This is a genomic window from Microbacterium sp. UBA3486 (assembly GCF_002377845.1).
Taxonomy (GTDB): domain Bacteria; phylum Actinomycetota; class Actinomycetes; order Actinomycetales; family Microbacteriaceae; genus Microbacterium; species Microbacterium maritypicum_A.
This window is the reverse complement of record NZ_DFQP01000098.1, coordinates 1-16,762: the sequence shown is the minus strand read 5'-3', so window position 1 is coordinate 16,762 and position 16,762 is coordinate 1. Positions and strand designations below refer to the sequence as shown.

The 16,762-nt window shown below is 70.1% G+C and carries 11 protein-coding genes; 6 read left to right on the top strand and 5 right to left on the bottom strand.

The features are described 5' to 3' along the window. Window positions 1-9: 9 nt before the first annotated feature. Window positions 10-390, bottom strand: a complete 381-nt coding sequence (locus B2869_RS15000; RefSeq protein WP_292768245.1) for a YybH family protein — start codon at window positions 388-390, stop codon at window positions 10-12. Between the two features lie 94 nt (window positions 391-484). Here B2869_RS15000 and B2869_RS14995 point away from each other — a divergent pair, with 94 nt between their 5' ends. After that, window positions 485-1,183: an alpha/beta hydrolase gene (locus tag B2869_RS14995; RefSeq protein ID WP_292768242.1), complete on the top strand. Its 699-nt coding sequence runs from the start codon at window positions 485-487 to the stop codon at window positions 1,181-1,183. 113 nt (window positions 1,184-1,296) lie between these two features. On the opposite strand, the gene B2869_RS14990 is transcribed toward B2869_RS14995, so the two are convergent. Both B2869_RS14990 and B2869_RS14985 read right to left on the bottom strand, forming a co-directional pair. Then, window positions 1,297-1,836, bottom strand: a complete 540-nt coding sequence (locus tag B2869_RS14990) for a cytochrome C5 (RefSeq protein WP_292768240.1) — start codon at window positions 1,834-1,836, stop codon at window positions 1,297-1,299. A gap of 37 nt (window positions 1,837-1,873) precedes the next feature. Beyond that, the gene (locus tag B2869_RS14985; RefSeq protein WP_292768236.1) at window positions 1,874-3,007 is read right to left on the bottom strand and encodes an MFS transporter; all 1,134 of its coding nucleotides are present in this window, start codon (window positions 3,005-3,007) and stop codon (window positions 1,874-1,876) included. Window positions 3,008-3,189: 182 nt separating this feature from the next. On the opposite strand from B2869_RS14985, the gene B2869_RS14980 reads away from it, so the two are divergent. The 5 genes from B2869_RS14980 to B2869_RS14960 all read left to right on the top strand — a co-directional run bounded on the left by B2869_RS14980 (window position 3,190) and on the right by B2869_RS14960 (window position 10,133). After that, window positions 3,190-3,927 carry an SGNH/GDSL hydrolase family protein gene (locus B2869_RS14980; protein ID WP_021200191.1) on the top strand — a complete coding sequence of 246 codons (738 nt, stop codon included), beginning with the start codon at window positions 3,190-3,192 and terminating at the stop codon, window positions 3,925-3,927. A gap of 102 nt (window positions 3,928-4,029) precedes the next feature. Next, entirely contained in the window at window positions 4,030-4,770 is a 741-nt protein-coding gene (locus B2869_RS14975) for a peptidase E (RefSeq protein WP_292768232.1), read from the top strand. Continuing rightward, the gene (locus B2869_RS14970; protein ID WP_021200189.1) at window positions 4,767-6,122 is read left to right on the top strand and encodes an anaerobic C4-dicarboxylate transporter family protein; all 1,356 of its coding nucleotides are present in this window, start codon (window positions 4,767-4,769) and stop codon (window positions 6,120-6,122) included. The genes B2869_RS14975 and B2869_RS14970 overlap by 4 nt, the downstream gene beginning before the upstream one ends. 20 nt (window positions 6,123-6,142) lie before the next feature. Then, complete coding sequence (locus B2869_RS14965) at window positions 6,143-7,468, top strand: threonine/serine ThrE exporter family protein (protein ID WP_292768227.1); 1,326 nt, start codon at window positions 6,143-6,145, stop codon at window positions 7,466-7,468. 187 nt (window positions 7,469-7,655) lie between these two features. Further along, window positions 7,656-10,133 (top strand): LuxR C-terminal-related transcriptional regulator, encoded by a 2,478-nt coding sequence (locus tag B2869_RS14960; protein ID WP_292768224.1) that lies wholly within the window; start codon window positions 7,656-7,658, stop codon window positions 10,131-10,133. A gap of 70 nt (window positions 10,134-10,203) precedes the next feature. Here the strand turns inward: B2869_RS14960 and B2869_RS14955 are convergent, their stop codons facing one another. Both B2869_RS14955 and B2869_RS14950 read right to left on the bottom strand, forming a co-directional pair. Further along, the gene (locus B2869_RS14955; RefSeq protein ID WP_292768221.1) at window positions 10,204-15,417 is read right to left on the bottom strand and encodes a beta strand repeat-containing protein; all 5,214 of its coding nucleotides are present in this window, start codon (window positions 15,415-15,417) and stop codon (window positions 10,204-10,206) included. 251 nt (window positions 15,418-15,668) lie between these two features. Then, the coding region (locus tag B2869_RS14950) for an ABC transporter permease (protein ID WP_292768218.1) at window positions 15,669-16,762 on the bottom strand (1,094 nt) is incomplete at its 5' end.

Here is a 16,762-nt window from a genome sequence, read left to right as displayed (position 1 = left end):
CGGTCGGTACTATGCGGACTTGTTGAACATGTAGCGGCTGATCTTCCATCGGCCGTCTTCGACGGCGAAGGTGAACAGCTCGCGATTCGACTCCGGCGTGGTGGTCGACGTGGCGCGGACGGTCTGGGTTCCGTTGCTGCGGGTCAGCGCGGCGGCCGCGGTGTCGCTGAACACGGTCACCTCGTCGATCGTGAACACCACCGCGAGGTGGATCGCCGCGAACACGGCGTCGTAGGCCTGTGCGAGCTCCGGGCCCACGGCCGTGGGCAGCGTCGTCGGCATGAACATGCCGTCTTGCGTGTAACATGACACGGCAAGCGCGGTGTCATCGGTATTTAGTGCCCGCTCGTAGGTGGCGAGCAGCTCGCGGATATCTTCTTCGGCTGACATGGTGTCCCTCCCGGTTCCTGCGATGCCTAGATTACTTTCCGTGGAAAGTATATGGTCGGAGTACGGTAACCGATCCAATGCAGGAGGTATTCCCATGACCACGAAACCGACGATCATCCTGGTTCACGGATTCTGGGGCGGCGCCGCCCACTGGGCGAAAGTCATCGTCGAACTGCGGCGGCGCGGGTACGAATCGATCCAGGCGGTCGAGAACCCGCTCACCTCGCTCGCCGACGACGCGGAGCGCACGCGCACGATGATCCGGCAGGTCGACGGCCCTGTCCTCCTGGTCGGGCACTCCTACGGCGGGGCGGTCATCACCGAGGCAGGAGACCTGCCCAACGTCGTCGGACTCGTCTATGTCGCGGCCTTCGCTCCGGATGCGGGCGAGAACCCCGGGCAGATCAGCGCGGAGCACCCGCCCGCAGCGTTCGAGAACATCGTGCCGGACAGCGACGGCTACCTCTGGGTCGCCCAGGACAAGTTCCAGGAGAGCTTCTGCCAGGATCTGACGGACGATGAAGCGCTCGTGATGGCCGTCACCCAGAAGGCGCCGCTCGCCTCCACGTTCGGCGACGACGTCACCGCACCCGCCTGGAAGGTCAAGCCCACCTGGTACCAGGTGTCGACCCAGGACCGCATGATCCACCCCGACAACGAGCGGCGCATGGCGGCGCGGATGTCACCGCGCAAGATCGTGGAACTGGATGCCAGCCATGCCTCGCTGGCCTCGCACCCCGCCGCGATCTGCGATCTGATCGACGACGCGACAACCGCCCTCGCCGGCGCCTGACCCCCGATCGACCGTCGGATGCCGCGGGCCCACGCCGNNGGGCGGGGGGGGGGGGGCCCCACCCCCCCGCCCCCCCCGGGGAGGCGGGCGGCCCCCACCGGGTCATCCGACGGTCACTTCTCGTCGGGACCGCTGATGTGGTCGAGCAGCTCGTCGAGCGTCTCGAAATCGATGCTCTCGGAACCGTCGAGCTCTCGCACCTCGACCCCGTCGACGTCGAGCTGGTCGTCGAGCTGCACGAGGATGCGCGAATCGGGGAACTGCTTCGGCGCGACGAAGGCGAGCAGCACGGCGTCGGCGAACACCACGACCGAGGTCGCCTCGAGATCGTCTCGCAGGTCGATCTGCTCGACCACGGGCTCGTCGTCCACCGCATCATCGATGTCGGTCGCCACCTCGTCGATCACCGCGCGCCAACGGGATTCCCCGACGGAGAGGATGCGCGAGACGGCCGCGATCAGCACATCGAGATCGACGTCGTCGCCGTGTTCGTCATCGTCGTCGAGCTCCGGGTCGACGTTGACGTTGACCACGGTTCCCGCCGCGTCGATGCTCGCCCGCCCGTAGACGAGGCCGTTCTCGGCGATGGGATCTTCGAGCAGCCCGCTCTCGACGATGCGGGCCAGGAGGGAATCGAGCGCAGGCGAGGTCATGCCTCCAGTCTTTCGCATCGACCGGGTTCCGGGGCGGTCATCGCGCGCGAAGGAGGGGAGCGAGGAGCACACCGACGGCCGCCAGACCGGCAGCCGCGACGAGTACCCCGGGCGCTCCGGCCTGCGCGTAGGCGAAGCCGGCAGCCACGGGACCGACGAACGCCCCCAGGTTCAGCGCTGCCGTGGCATAGGCGCCGCCGAGGACCGGGGCACCCGACGCCTGCCCGACGATGCGGGCGATCAGGGCCGAGCCCACGGCGAACGACAGCATGCCCCCGGCCGCGGCGCCGAAGAACACCCCCGGCACGGAATCGACGGACAGGGCGAAGACGCTCCAGGCCGTGGCCGTCACCGCGGCACCCACCACGATCCAGCCCCGCTCGAAGCGGGCCGCCCATCGGCCGGTCGCGGAGACGCCCACGAAGGCTCCCACCCCGAAGGCGGCGAGCAGCAGGGGGATCCCGGTCTCCTCCACCCCGGCATCGGCACCGATCACAGCGAGGAATGTGAAGACGCCGAAGGTCGCGGCGTTCACGAGCACCGCGAGCACCACGGCGACGACCACCGGGCGACGCCTCAGTTCCCCGAGCTCTGCACGCACGGCGATCCTCGGCGAACGCGGCACCGCGACGAGAGTGCGGTCCCGCAGCAGGGCGACCACAGCGGGCAGGCACAGCAGCGCGACGGCCCAGAAGGTCGAGCGCCAGCCGTACGCATTCGCGAGCGCCGCACCGGCGGGGACGCCGACGATCGTGGCCAGGGTCGTGCCCGAGAGGAGGACGGCGACGGCGCGCGTCACCGTCGCCGGATCGACGACGGCCCGGACCGTCGCCAGAGCGATCGCGAGGAATCCCGCGTTCGCCAGGGCAGCGAGCACGCGCGTCGCGAGCAGCAGCCAGAAGGAGGACGCGAGCGCGCCGACGAGGTGCGCGGCGATGAAGACCACCAGCAGCAGCACGAGAGCGCGCCGCGGAGCCCAACGGCTGGCGAAGACCGCCATGGTCGGGGCGCCGATCACCATGCCGACCGCGAAGGCCGAGGTCAGCAGGGCCGCCGTCGACGGATCGACATCGAGATCGACGGAGAGGGGGAGGAGGAGGCCGGCGAGCATGAACTCGCTGGTGCCCTGGGCGAAGATCGCCAGAGCCAGGACGGGGACGAGCAGGGGCATGGAGCATCCAGACACGAAGACGCCGCTCGAGTCGCACAGCGCGATGAACAGCGGGTGAGAAGGGTCGACAGCGGATGCGGGGAGCGCGCGGAAGGCGCTCGACCCGCGATCTACGGTCTGTCGGAATCAGGGCTCACGGTCCCAACCTAGCCGATGCCGAAGCGGCCGATAGGCTCGGTGCCGTGTCGAACGCCGAATCCTCCGTCTCCGCATCCGCCGCCTCCGACCTCCGCCGCATCGCTGCGGCCCTCGCGGATCCGGAGCCGCTGAACTGGGTCATCACGGGCGACTCGATCACCCACGGGCTGGTGCACACACAGGGCGGGCGCAGCTACCCGGAGCACCTGCACGAGCTGATCCGCGGCGAACTGGAGCGCGTGCGCGACGTCGTGCTGAACACCGCGATCAGCGGCAACCGCATCGTCGACCTCCTCGGAGACTGGGACCGTCGCGTCGCGTCGTGGCACCCCGACGTCGTCACGCTCATGATCGGAACGAACGACGCCTCCGACGGTGGACCGCGCGAGGTCATCACGGCGGACGACTACGCCGCGTCGCTGCGGGAGTTCGTCGAGCGGGTGCGCGGGCTCGGGGCGATCCCGGTGCTGCAGACCCCGCCCGCGATCGACACCCGCAACGCCCCGGAGCGGGCGCGCATCGGCGAGTTCGCCGATGCCGTGCGGCACGTCGCCGCGAGCGAGGACGTGATCCTGGTCGACCAGTACGCCCGCTTCGCCGATATCGGCGCCGGTGGCGTCCCGTGGGGGCTCATGAACGATCCGTTCCACCCGAACACCGAAGGGCATGCGGCCCTCGCGCTCGAACTCGCGCACGTGATCGGCATCCGCCCCGACGGGCCCCGCGCGCGCACCTTCGCCCTGCTCGAAGGAATGGTCGCGACCGCCCGGCTGAACGGCTAGGCCGCTCGGACGCCCTCACCCTCGGTGGACGAAAGGCCTCTGGACGACGCCGCGGGCCCCCGCTAGGTTGAGCGCATTCGCAGTCGTCGGAGAGGTGGGGGCATGTCTCACGTGGTGGCAACAGGGGCCGGGAAGGCCATGATGGAGCGTCGGAACGACCCGACGCACGATTACATCCTCGAGCTCACCGGCAAGGAGCGACCCCGCGTCCTCTTCGTCGGCACGGCCACGGGTGACGACAGCGCGTACATCGTGAGCTTCTACTCCACCTACGACTCCGACAGGTGCGCGCCGCACCACCTGCCGCTCTTCCACCGCGCGGTCGACGACCTCGCCGGCTTCCTCAAGGGCTTCGACGTGATCCACGTCGGCGGCGGCAACACCGCGAACATGCTCGACGTGTGGAAGCGTCAGGGCCTCGACGAGATCATGCGCGAGATGTGGGAGGACCCCGACTCGAACGTGGTGTTCACCGGAGGCAGCGCCGGGGGCATCTGCTGGTTCGAAGGCGGCACCACCGACAGCTACGGCCCCACCCTGCAGGTCCTTCCCGAGGGACTCGGGTTCCTGCACGGCAGCTTCTGCCCGCACTACGACGCCGAGGACCAGCGCCGTCCGCTGTTCCACGCCTCTCTGCTGAGCGGCGAGCTCTCCACCGGGTACGCGGTCGGCAACCTCCAGTCCCTGCACTTCGAGAACTCCACCTTCGTGACCGCGGTCAGCCCCGTGGAGGACGCCCTCGCCCTGCGCGTCGAAGCCATCGACGGCAAGATCGTCGAGACCGAACTCCCCACGACGGTGCTCGCCGGGAACGCCCCGATCGTGAAGGGACCGTCGTCATGAACGACAACGTGTGGATCCTCGTCGCCGAGCTGATCGTCGTCATCGGCGCCATCTACATGGGCACCCGCACGAGCGGGATCGGGCTCGGCGTGTGGGGGCTGGTCGGCGTGGCCGTCCTCATCTTCTTCTTCGGCGAGGCGCCGGGCAATGCGCCGGTCGATGCGGTCTTCATCGTCATCACCGTCATCACCGCCGCATCGACCATGCAAGCCGCCGGCGGCATCGACTGGATGGTGTCGGTCGCGGCGAAGGTGATCAGACGCAGGCCGAGATCCGTGGTCTTCCTCGCCCCGGCGATGTCGTTCCTCTTCACGGTGGGTGCCGGAACGGGGAACATCTTCTACCCGTTGCTGCCCGTCATCTACGACGTCTCGTATCAGCAGAAGATCCGTCCGGAGCGGGCACTCTCGGTCTCCGCCGTCGCCTCGCAGGTCGGCATCCTGTGCTCCCCCGTCTCCGCAGCCACCGCCTCGATGGTGGTGCTGCTCGCCCCTCAGGGAGTCGACCTCGGCGGGCTGCTGCTCATCATGTGGCCGGCCTCGATCGTCGGGCTCTTCGTCGCCGCACTCGTCATGATGCGTCACGGCAAGGACCTGGAGGACGACCCCGAGTTCCAGAGGCGCCTGGCCGATCACCAGATCAAGCCGCCGGAGACCGACGCCCACGAGAAGAAGCTGCCGTCGACCGCCGTCCTCTCCGCCTCGCTGTTCCTGGCCGGCGTCGGCGTGATCGTGCTCTTCGGCCTGTTCGAGAATCTGCGTCCGGTCATCGGCACCGACGACGCCGGCGACCCGGTTCGACTCAGCGTCACCGTGATCATCGAGGTCGTTATGGGCATCATCGCCGCCCTGATCTTCGTCTTCTGCAAGGTGAAGGCGGCCGACGTGCCCAAGCAGCCCACGTTCCCCGCCGGCATCGTCGGCGCCATCGCGCTCTTCGGCATCGCCTGGCTGGCGAACACGTTCGTCGCCGCGAACCAGACCCTCATCGTCGACGGACTCGGCTCGGTGGTCTCCGGGTCTTCGGCTTTCCTCGGCGCGCTGCTGTTCGCGCTGGCGCTGTTCGCAGTCGCGATGCTCACGACCAGCCAGTCGAGCGCCACGAACGCGATCGTGCCGATCGGCATCACGATCGGCCTGCCCGCCTCGCTCCTGGTGGGGCTCTGGCCGGCGGCGATGGGCATCTACACGCTGCCGGCCAACGGCAGCCAGGTCGCGACCGTGGCGTTCGACCAGACGGGAACCACCAAGATGGGCAAGTTCGTCTTCGACCACTCGTTCCAACTGCCGAACCTCATCTACGTGGCCGTGGCGATCATCGTGGGCGTGCCGCTCTCGTTCCTGTTCACGTGAGCTGAGCGGTCGTCCACGACATGACCGACGGCGTCGACCGGACCGCACTGCGACAGTTCCTGCTCGGGTTGGCGCAGGGCATGAACGCCTCGGCCGAATCGGTCGACCGCATCCGCGACACGATGACCGACGTCGCGAAGGCCTACGGCGGCGGTGACGCCGACTTCGTCGTCCTGCCGACGATCATCCTCGTCGAGACCGGGGAGTCGGAGGAAGCCCGCGTCGCGATCCGCTCCGCCACGAACGCCTCTTTCCGCTTCGATCAGATCGCCGCGCTGTACGAACTGATCGGCCAGGCGCGGACGGGGGCGATCCCGCCACTCGACGGCATCAGACGACTGAACGAGATCGGAGCCATGCGCCCGCGGCTCGACTGGTTCACGCGCACCCTGGGTCACGCCATCCTCACCACCGGGCTCGCCCTGCTACTCGCGCCGACCTGGCAGGGCGTGATCGTCGCGTTCGTGCTCGGCTTCGGTATCGGGCTGCTCAAGCTGGTGCGGTCGCCGACACTCCAGCTGATCCTGCCCATCGCCGCCGCGTTCGTGTGTGCGGCGGCGGTCTTCCTCCTGGCCGAGGTGATCGAGATCGGCGATCCGATCCGTCTTCTCATCGCGCCGCTGGTGACGTTCCTCCCCGGCGGCGTGCTGACCACGGCGACGGTCGAGCTGGCGGCCGGACAGATGATCTCCGGCGCCTCCCGCCTGGTCTACGGCTTCGTGCAGCTGGCCCTCCTGGCGTTCGGCATCCTCGCCGCCGGCACCGTGGTGGGAGTGGAGTCGCGATCGTACGAACCGTTGGAGGCCACCTCCCCCCTGCCGTGGTGGGTGGCGATCATCGGCATCCTCGTCTTCGCGCTCGGCAACTATCTGCATTTCTCGGCGCCGCCCTCGACCTTCGGCTGGGTGCTGATCGCCCTGGTCGTCGCGTATTCGGGGCAGTGGGCAGGCAACGAGTTCGTCGGCCCCACGGTCGGAGGTTTCGTCGGCGCGCTCGTGATGACCCCCGTCGTCTTCTGGATCGCGGGGCTCCGGCACGGCGCGCCGTCGCAGCTCACGTTCCTGCCGGCGTTCTGGCTGCTCGTCCCCGGAGCGGCCGGTCTGGTCGGACTCACCGAGGCGGTCGCCACCGACGGCGGACTCTCCGACTTCGTCGCGGCCCTCGTCTCGGTCATGTCGATCGCCCTCGGTGTGCTCATCGGCACCGCGCTGTACCGCGTCGTGCATCATGGTGCGGAAGAGATCGTGCAGTTCGCCGTGGCCCTGCCCGCGCCCGACGAGACCACGTCTACTCCGAGATTCTGGTCACGGCTCACGGCTCCGTGGCGTCGGTCGGCCGACCGCTGACGCGACCGGACGGCGCAGAGTCCGGCATCCCTCCCCCGGGTATCACCGGCACTCCCTCCCCTTGGCTTGCCCCTCTGGCTTGCCCCTCTGGCTTGCCCCTCTGAGATTTCGGAATATCGTAGGGGTGGGGACCTGGGGAGGTAGGGTGTCGGCATTTGTCGCGCAGGGGGACGGACATATACCGCGAGTGTCGGCGCACGCCATCAGTCGTCCACGACTGATCGCCGCGCTCGAGACCGAGACGCCGTTGACGCTGGTCCGGTCGGCATCGGGGTCGGGCAAGACCACCGCCCTCGTCGATTGGGCGGCCGCGACCACCTCACGTGTCGTGTGGATCACCGTGACGCCTTCCATCGCGACCGGCGACGCCCTCGCCCGCGCGCTGCTGCGGGTACTGCCGGGCACGGCTCCCGCGCACTCCGCCGCCGCGGAAGACGGCTGGGCCGCCGTGACCTCGCGTCTGTGCGACGTGGACGGTCCACTGGTCGTGGTGCTCGATGATGCGGCCGCCGTGGACCGCGAGGGCGTGTTCGCACTGTGTCGAGCCGTCGCCACCACCCCGCTGACCCGCCTGATCGTCGCCACGAACCGCCCCAGCCCCTTCGACAGCGAGGGCCTCGACCTCGTGATCGACACGACGCTCCTGGCCCCCGAAGAGCTCATGTTCGACGCCGAGGAGATCCGCCGGGCGCTCGATGTCGACGAAGACACGGCCATCGCCACGCGCGAAGCGACGGGAGGGTTCCCCGCTCTCATCCGTGCGCTGGCCCTCCGCGGCGCCGGAACGGACGCGGTGTCGTTGCGCGCCGCCACCACCGTGATCGAGGACTACCTGCAGGATCGGCTCGCCGAATGCGCCTTCGATCGGCAGACCCTGCAGGGCCTGTTGCGGATCAGCGTCACGGAGTCGGTCGACGTTCCGCTCGCGGTGGCGCTGACGGGTGACGCCGAGATCCCCAGAGCCCTGGACCAGGCCGAGACGTTCGGCTTCGGTCGCTGGGCCGCCGACGGGCGCAGCGCCTTCGCCCTGACGCCGCTCACGCGAGGCATGCTGCGCCGCGAGCTCCGCCGGGTCGCTCCGCACGAGATCCCCCAGCTGCGGCGCATCGCGGCAGAAGGTGCGGTGCGCCGCGACCTCCCGCTCGAGGGACTCCGCCTCGCCCTGGAGGACGACGACCTGCGCCTCGCGACGCACGTCACGATGTCGGGATGGAACCGGCTGCTCCACCGTGATCGGAATGCGGTGGTCGAGCTGCTCGGGGATGTGCCCGTGGCGCGGCTCAAGCGGGAGCCCCTCGTGGCCATGCTGCTCGGGATGTGCCTCAAACCCAACCGGCTCCGACGCCAGCGCGGGCTCCAGCTGCTGCGCATGGCGGTGGCGGCGGCGAACGCCCGCCGCACGACGCTCTCGGCCACGGAGCGGATCTTCATCTGGGCGGCCGAGAGCGCGTCGCTGCGAGCCATCGGTCGACCGGAGCGGGCGGCCCAGGTGGCGGCGCGCGCACTGGCGCTGTTCCACGAGACCCCCGAATCGCAGTGGCAGCAGTACGCCCGCGACATGCCGCTGCTGTGCACCCATCTGGGCATCTCGCTCTATTACGGCGGAGAGCAGGATGAGGCCATCCGGCTGTGGGAGGAGGCCACCGCCCTGGCCGCGGCGCACGGGAGCACCAACGCCTTCCACGGGATATGCCTCCTCGCCGGGGTCCACGCCCTGAACGGGGATCTGCCGGAGGCGCGTCATTATGTCGGTCTCATCCGCGACGGCGAATGGGACCCGGTGCTCCTCGACAGCTATCGGGGCACCTACTACCGGGTGGCCGAGGCGATGCTCGCGGTCGAGGACGGCGACATCGCCGCGGCGAAGCGGCACATCCGCTTCTTCGAGCCGTACCGGGCGACGAGCGAGCACTGGACGACGATGGCCTCCGTGGAGGCATGGATCGCTCTGCACGAGGGTGAGGCCGCTGCCGGACTGGAGCGCCTGGAGTCGTTCGTCCGTCTCCGGGGAAAGGAGGCGAGTGCACCTCACGTGCGCCACGCCCTGTCGCGCCCGAGGACGCTCCTGCACCTCGCCCTCGGTGATGTGAGCACCGCCAGGAACATCGTGCAGCGGGATACGCTTCCCGACCGCTTCGGCACGGTCCTCAAACGGGCGCGTCTGGCACTCGTCGACGGCAGGACCGCCGACGTGGTCCGGCTTCTGGGGCAGACCCGCCTGCGCCCGTCCACCGCCCGAGAGCGCGCCGAAGCAGCGGCCGTGCACAGCGCCGCGCTGCACCGGGTGTCCGCTGCGGCCGCGCAGCCGTCGAGCGAGGCCCTGAACGCCCAGCTCACCGACCGGGGACTCACCACCCCGCTCGTGCTCCTGGGCGCCGAGGACTTCGGCGCCGTGCGATCCGATCTCGACCCCACCGGTCGGGCGACCTTCCCGCTACGATCGGCGCTGCCGTCGTTCGCGACCCGGCCACGACTGTCATCCCGCGAGCAGATCGTGCTGCGCGCCCTGACGTCGGGAGCGCCGCTGCCGGCGATCGCCGACGAGCTCCGCGTCTCGCAGAACACGCTCAAGACCCAGCTCCGCAGCATCTATCGCAAGCTCGGCGCCCACAACCGCGCCGAGGCGATGGAGCAGGCGGCGCGCCACGGCCTGCTCGCGGAGTGACCCGCGGTCCCGCGGGAACGCGGAAGGCCTCGTCCGTTGCATGCGACGGACGAGGCCTTTCCCGTGTCCGCTAGACCTGCGCCCGGCGACGACGCACGATCAGCAGCACGGCACCGCCGAGCAGCAGCGCGATCGCGAGAGCCAGCACCCACGGGGCCAGCAGGCCGCCGGTGAGAGCGAGCGGCGTGAGCACCGGGTTCTCGGTCACGCTCGTCGGCGGAGTGATCGTCTCGCCACCGGGAGGCGTGGCCGTCCCCACGGCCACGTTGCGCAGATTCGCTCCGGCGGCGTCGGCGTGCACGGTCACGGAGTACGTGATCGTGACGCTCTCGCCCTCGGCGAGACTGCCGGACCAGCGCAACTGCGTGCCTTCCACCGTGGGAGCGGCCACCGTGCGTGCGGATGCCGTGCCGTCGCCCACGACGGCGGTCGCGCCGGCGCGGAGGTCGGCGTGCCGCAGCACTCCGGAGAGATCATCCGTGATGACGACCTCGTCGAGGCCCGTCTCGCCGGTGTTCGTGCCGACGAGCGTGTACGTGACGACGCTTCCCGTGGCGACGGCCGTACCCGTTCCGGGATCGGCGGTCTTGACGAACGCGAAGCCGGGGGTGCCGACAGGGTTCTCCGTCGTGACGGGCGGAGGCGTGATCACCGCACCACCCGGCGGGGTGGCGGTACCGGAGACCGTGTTCGCGATCGTCGCACCGCCCGCGTCGCCGTTCACGGTGACCGAGTACGTGATCGTGACGCGCTGGCCCACGGCGAGAGCGCCCGTCCAGGTGAGCGCGTCGCCGTCCACGACAGGAGCCGGGGCTGACCCGTCGACCACCGTCGCGGTGGCGTCGCCGTTGTAGGCGGCGTGGGCGAGCACTCCCGACAGGTCGTCACCGATGCTCACAGGCGCCAGTGCGGTCTCACCGGTGTTCACGCCGGTCACCGTGTAGGTGATGACGCTGCCGGGGTCGACCCGGGTTCCCGAGGAGGGGTCGGCCGACTTGCGCACCTCGAAGCCGGGCTCGTTCACCGGATGCTCCGTCGTCGCGGGAGGCGTCTCGATCGGCGGCACACCTCCCGGCGGGGTCGCCGAGCCCGAGACCGAGTTCGCGATGACCGTTCCCCCGGCGTCGGCCTGCACGGTCACGGAGTACGTGATCGTGACGGTCGCACCGACGGGGAGGACACCATCCCACGACAGCCGGTCACCGGTCACCACAGGGGCGGTCGCCGCGGTGGTGCCGATCCTGGCGGTCGCGTCGCCGTTGTAGTCGGCGTGCGAGACCACTCCCGAGAGGTCGTCGACGATCGTGACCGGGTCGAGGATCGTCTCGCCGGTGTTCACGCCCGTCACCGTGTAGGTGATGACACTGCCGGGGTCGACCGCGGTGCCCGCCGCCGGATCGGCGCTCTTCGACACCGAGAATCCGGGCACGTTGACGACGTTCGTCGTGATGCCGGGCGGCGGGGTGATGACCGATCCTCCCGGAGGGGTCGCGGTCGCGGTCGCACTGTTCTCGAGCACGGACCCCACGCCGTCCGCCCCGACCGTGACGGAGTACGTGACGGTGACGGTCTGGCCGACCGCGAGCGCGCCCGACCAGCGGAGCTTCGCTCCGGCGACGGACACCGCACCGGCGGGCTGCCCGCCGATCACGGCCACGGCATCGGAGTTGTACGACGCGTACGGCAGCACCTTCGACAGGTCATCCGTGATCTCGACCGGGTCGAGGGCGGTCTGACCGGTGTTGACGGCCGTCAGCGTGTAGGTGAGCACGTCACCGGGGTCCACGGCGGTGCCCGGTGCCGGATCGGCCGTCTTGGCGAACGTGAAGCCGGGTGCGTTGACCGGGTGCTCCGTCGTCGAGGGCGGCGGGGTGATCGGCGTGCCCGGGGTCGTCGGGCTGTCGGGGTCGCTCGGGTCCGTCGGGATCAGCGGAGTCGCCGTGCCCGTCGCCGTGTTGGCGACCGTCTCGCCACCGGCGGTCGGATCGACCGTCACCGAGTAGACGATGACGACGTCCTGACCCGGGCGCAGCATTCCGCTCCAGGACAGGGCCCCGCGAGCCACGCTCACGTCCCCGCGGGTGGCGGTCACGTCGTCGTTGTACGACGCGTGGGCCAGCGCACCGCGCAGGTCGTCGGCGATCGAGGCCGGGTCGAGCACAGTGTCACCCGTGTTGGTGCCGGTGACCGTGTAGGTGATGACGCTGCCGGGATCGACGCGCGTCCCGGTGACGGGATCGGCCGACTTGGTCACCGTGAATCCGGGGGTGGCGACCGGGTGCTCCGTCGTCGACGGGGGCGTCGTCACCGGGGTTCCCGGTGTGGTCGGGCTGCCCGGGTCCGTCGGGTCGACCGGAATGAGGGGTGTGCCCTCACCGGTGACGGTGTTGCGCAGCAGCACACCGGTGGCATCCTCGTCGACCGCGACCGTGTAGGTGATCTCGACCCGAGCGCCGGGAGCGAGCGTCCCGTTCCAGGTCAGGGTGGTGCCGTCGAGGGCGATCGCGCCGGTCGAAGCGGTCGCGTCGTCACCGTACCGGGCGTGCGCGAGCACGGCCGACAGGTCGTCGACGATCGTCGCCGGATCGAGCGTCGTGTTGCCCGTGTTGACACCCGAGATCGTGTAGGTGATCGTGTCACCCGCACGCACGGCGGTACCGGAGGCCGGGTCAGCGGACTTCACGACCTCGAAGCCGGTGTCCACGACCGGGTGGTTCGTCTCCACCGCCGGCGGGACGATCGGCGTTCCCGGGGTCGAGGGACCGGCGGGGTCGGTCGGGTCGACGGGGATCTGCGGCGTGGCGGTGCCGGTGGCGACGTTGTGCAGCAGCGCCTTCTGGACACCCGCGTCGACGGTCACCGAGTAGCGGATCGTGACGGAGGCTCCGCGGGGCACCTCACCCGACCAGGTCAGCGTGCTGCCGGTGACGGTGACGGAGCCGCGGTCGGCGGTGACGTCGTCGTTGTAGCCGGCGTCGTCGAGCACACCCGAGAGGTCGTCGACGATGCGGGCCGGGTCGAGGTCGGTGTCACCGGTGTTGGTACCGGTGATCGTGTACGTGACCGTGTCGCCGGCCGAGACCGCCGTGCCCGACGCGGGATCGGCGGACTTGCTGATCGTGAAGCCCGACCCGATGACCGGGTGCTCGGTGGTGACGGTCGGCGGGACGATCGGCTCGCCCGGCACCTCCGGCCCCTCGGGATCACCGGGCTTCGGCGTGGTCGGCGTCGCGGTGCCGGTGACGGAGTTCTTCAGGATCTCTCCCGAAGCGTCCGCATCCACGGTCACGGAGTACGTGATGGTCACAGCCTGCCCGGGGGCGAGCGCGCCGGTCCAGGCGAGGTCGTCACCGGTGATGGTGGCGGCGCCCGTGGTGAGAGGCGTGCCGGCGACCGAGGTCGCGATGTCGGAGTTGTAGGCGGCGTGCGCGAGCACACCGGACAGGTCGTCGGCGATCGACGCGGGGTTCAGCGTGGTCGCGCCCGTGTTGGTCCCGGTCACCGTGTACTCGATGACCTGACCCGGCTCCACGACCGTTCCCGCTGCGGGGGTGGAGGTCTTGGCGACGGTGAAGCCCGCGACGGGGTGCTCGGTGGTCACGGGCGGGGTGACGGGCGGAGGGAGCGTGCCGGGCGGGGTGCCCGAGGCGGTGACGCTGTTGGCGATCCGCTCACCCTCGACGCCGGCGTCGACGATGACCGAGTAGGTCACGGTGAGCACCTGACCGGGCTCGAGCGCACCTGTCCAGGCGAGGTCGTCACCTGTGACGGTGGCGGCCCCAGACGCCACGGGCGTGCCGTCGATCTCGGTGACGACATCACCCTGGTACTCGGCGAACGCGAGCACGCCGGAGAGGTCGTCGTTCACCTGCACGGGGTCGAGGACCGTGTTCCCGGTGTTCTCGGCCTCGACCGTGTACGTGAGGCGCTGGCCGGCCTGCACGGCGAGGCCGTCGGCGGGATCGGACGTCTTGCGCAGAGCGAGGCCGGGCACGAGTCGCACGTTCGTGAACGTGCACGTGACGTCGGTGCCGCGCGAGCCCGACGGCTGCGTCACCTCGCCCGAGGCGGTCACCGCCACCGGGGTCGTGGTCCCGTTGGGGTTCACCTGCACGCAGTCCAGCGACTCGGCGTACCGGGTGCGATCCGTCGTGCCGGATGCCGCCTCGGACAGGCGGAAGGTGTCGCCCTGGTTGGTGAAGACCGGGCCCGCGTAATCGGGCTGCAGGCCCGTGCGCTCTCCGCGCGTGGTGGCGTCGGTCTGCGCGACCTGGTAGCCGGCGGGCGACTGCACACGCAGCGCGAACTGGTCGGTGGCCGAGTGGCGCCCCGCGGGGAGGTCCTTCTTCAGCGTGAGGGTGTTCGGGAAGGTGCAGCTGGACATGTCGGTGGGAGCGAAGGACCCGAGCGACGTGGTGTTGACGGTCTGCCCGCGGGGCAGGTCGACCTCGATGATGCGGTTTCCGCCACCGGACGCGGAGACGAAGATGTGCCCGAGGTTTCCGAACGCGATGCCGTTGCCCTGCACACCGGCACCCATGTCGTGCACCTGCTTGGCCTCGATGGTGGCCGTGCTCGGCGTGACCGTGGCGGGCAGGTCGGCGGAGTAGATGAAGTTGTCCGCGACCAGGACGAGCTGACCCGAGGCACTGAAGGCCATGTCGCCGTTGGCGCCGAACGCGCTGCTGCCGGCGGTCGGGCGCAGGGTTCCGACCTGCACGTAGGTCTGCGGCGTGAGGTTCTCCTCCCACGCGTAGATGTTGATCGCGCCGTTGATCGTGCCGCTGGCGAAGTAGTAGACGCCCGTGTCGGGGTGCACGGCGCCACGCAGCACCGACGAGTTGAGGGTGAACGACGTGCGCGTGGTGACGTCGGTCACACGGTCGTGCTTGGCCAGCACCTTGCTTCCGGCGGCGTTGGTGACCGTGTAGGCGTACTGGCCGCTGGACGAGATGCCCAGGGCGTTGTTGGAGTGGTCGACGCCGAGGGTCGTGGCACCGAGCGTTCCCCCTTCGCCGGGGGCACCGCCCTGCTCGTTCACGACGAACTCGCGCACCTCGGTCGCGCTCTGCACGTACACCGCTCCGGGGGTGCAGAGGAACGGATCAGCCGCAGCTGCCGGCGCTGCCGTCAGCGTCCCGCCGATGAAGACCATCGACGAGGCGACGAGCGCCGTGCTCACGGCGCCGCCGATCAGCCTTCTCGCGCGGCCCCGCCAGCGGCTGCGCCGCTCGGACGGAAGGCCATCGGATGTGCGGTCCTTGCGGGCAACACGAAACGCCATGACTGTCTCCCCATTCATCGCTTCCCCGGCGCGCACTCGCGCACGGAAGCCCCCGCCCCCTCAGGCGACCGCCGAGCACCATTCGGGCATGGTGAACTCGGTCCGGGCCACCGCCAGCCTGCCCGTCGGCCGAGACGCGATCCTGCCGATCCCGGAGAATTCACCCCGTCTTTTCACCCCGTACGACGGCTTCCCCCGATCACGCGAAGAGGGGCGCACCGACGACTCCGGCGCGCCCCTCCGCAGCGTGGCTACTGCCGGGACCCGATCTCGTCGATGGGACGGGTGCGCATGGTCGCCGTGGTCCCGACCCACATCGCCACGAGCGCCAGCGCGCCCATCGCCCCGACGATCAGGAACGACCCCAGCACGGGCAACGCGGGGATCGGCTGCCCCGAGATGCCCATGCTCACGCCGATGAGCGGAGGGATCGCGACGACCACGCCGAACACCATCGCGATCACCGCCACGAGCACGGCCTCGATCCGCATCATCGAGCGCACCTGCCCGCGGGACGATCCGATCAGCTGCAGCAGAGCCAGCTCCCGTGAGCGCTCACCCGTCGCCATGACGAGCGTGTTCACCACGGCGATCGCGATGTAGCCGAGGATCACCAGCAGGGCGACGAGGTTCACCCACCCGTTCTGGGCGTGCGCTCCGGCCCCCGCGGCCCCCTGCCCCGATCCGTCGGTCACGAGCAGACCGCGCGCCTCCAGCGCGGCCCGGACCTCGCCGGTCGCCGCCTCGTCGACCGCCACGAGCGCGAAGGCATCGAGACCCGTCGTGGTGTGGGCTCTGACCTCTTCGGCGGCCATGGTGAGGTCGCCGAAGCCCAGACCCCGCTCGTACACCGCGACGACCGTGGCCTTCAGCGGCGAACCGTCTCCGAGGTGTCCGACGACCGTGCCGCCGATACCCAGCCCGAGCGTCTGCGCGGCATCCGTGCTCACCGCGACCGTCGCGATGCCGTCGAGGTCGGCGAGCGATCCTTCGCGCACGCGGAGATCGAGACTGTGCGCGATGTTCTCCGGGTCGACGCCCTGCAGCACATGCTCGGCACGCTCCAGCTTGCCCTCGAAATCGAACGAGTCCACCACCGCCGCGCTGAGTGCGACCCCTGACGCCTCGGTCACCCCCGGCATCTCGCGGATCACGTCGACCGCCTCCGGCGAGAGTCCCGACGGCGCGGCCACCCGCAGGTCGGCGATCACCCCGGCGCTGGCCTGGGTCGCCGCCTCCGCGGCGATGATCGACGGCGCCCCGATCTGCACGAGGCCCAGCCCGATGCCGAGAGCGACCGGCAGGATGGCCGACGCCAGCCGCCTGCTGTGCGCCGCGGCGTTCG

Excerpts from the sequence above, each read along its gene's own strand:
- B2869_RS15000 (WP_292768245.1), bottom strand. The coding sequence starts at position 390 with ATGTCAGCCGAAGAAGATATCCGCGAGCTGCTCGCCACCTACGAGCGG.
- B2869_RS14995 (WP_292768242.1), top strand. The coding sequence starts at position 485 with ATGACCACGAAACCGACGATCATCCTGGTTCACGGATTCTGGGGCGGC.
- B2869_RS14990 (WP_292768240.1), bottom strand. The coding sequence starts at position 1,836 with ATGACCTCGCCTGCGCTCGATTCCCTCCTGGCCCGCATCGTCGAGAGC.
- B2869_RS14985 (WP_292768236.1), bottom strand. The coding sequence starts at position 3,007 with ATGCCCCTGCTCGTCCCCGTCCTGGCTCTGGCGATCTTCGCCCAGGGC.
- B2869_RS14975 (WP_292768232.1), top strand. The coding sequence starts at position 4,030 with ATGTCTCACGTGGTGGCAACAGGGGCCGGGAAGGCCATGATGGAGCGT.
- B2869_RS14970 (WP_021200189.1), top strand. The coding sequence starts at position 4,767 with ATGAACGACAACGTGTGGATCCTCGTCGCCGAGCTGATCGTCGTCATC.
- B2869_RS14965 (WP_292768227.1), top strand. The coding sequence starts at position 6,143 with ATGACCGACGGCGTCGACCGGACCGCACTGCGACAGTTCCTGCTCGGG.
- B2869_RS14955 (WP_292768221.1), bottom strand. The coding sequence starts at position 15,417 with ATGGCGTTTCGTGTTGCCCGCAAGGACCGCACATCCGATGGCCTTCCG.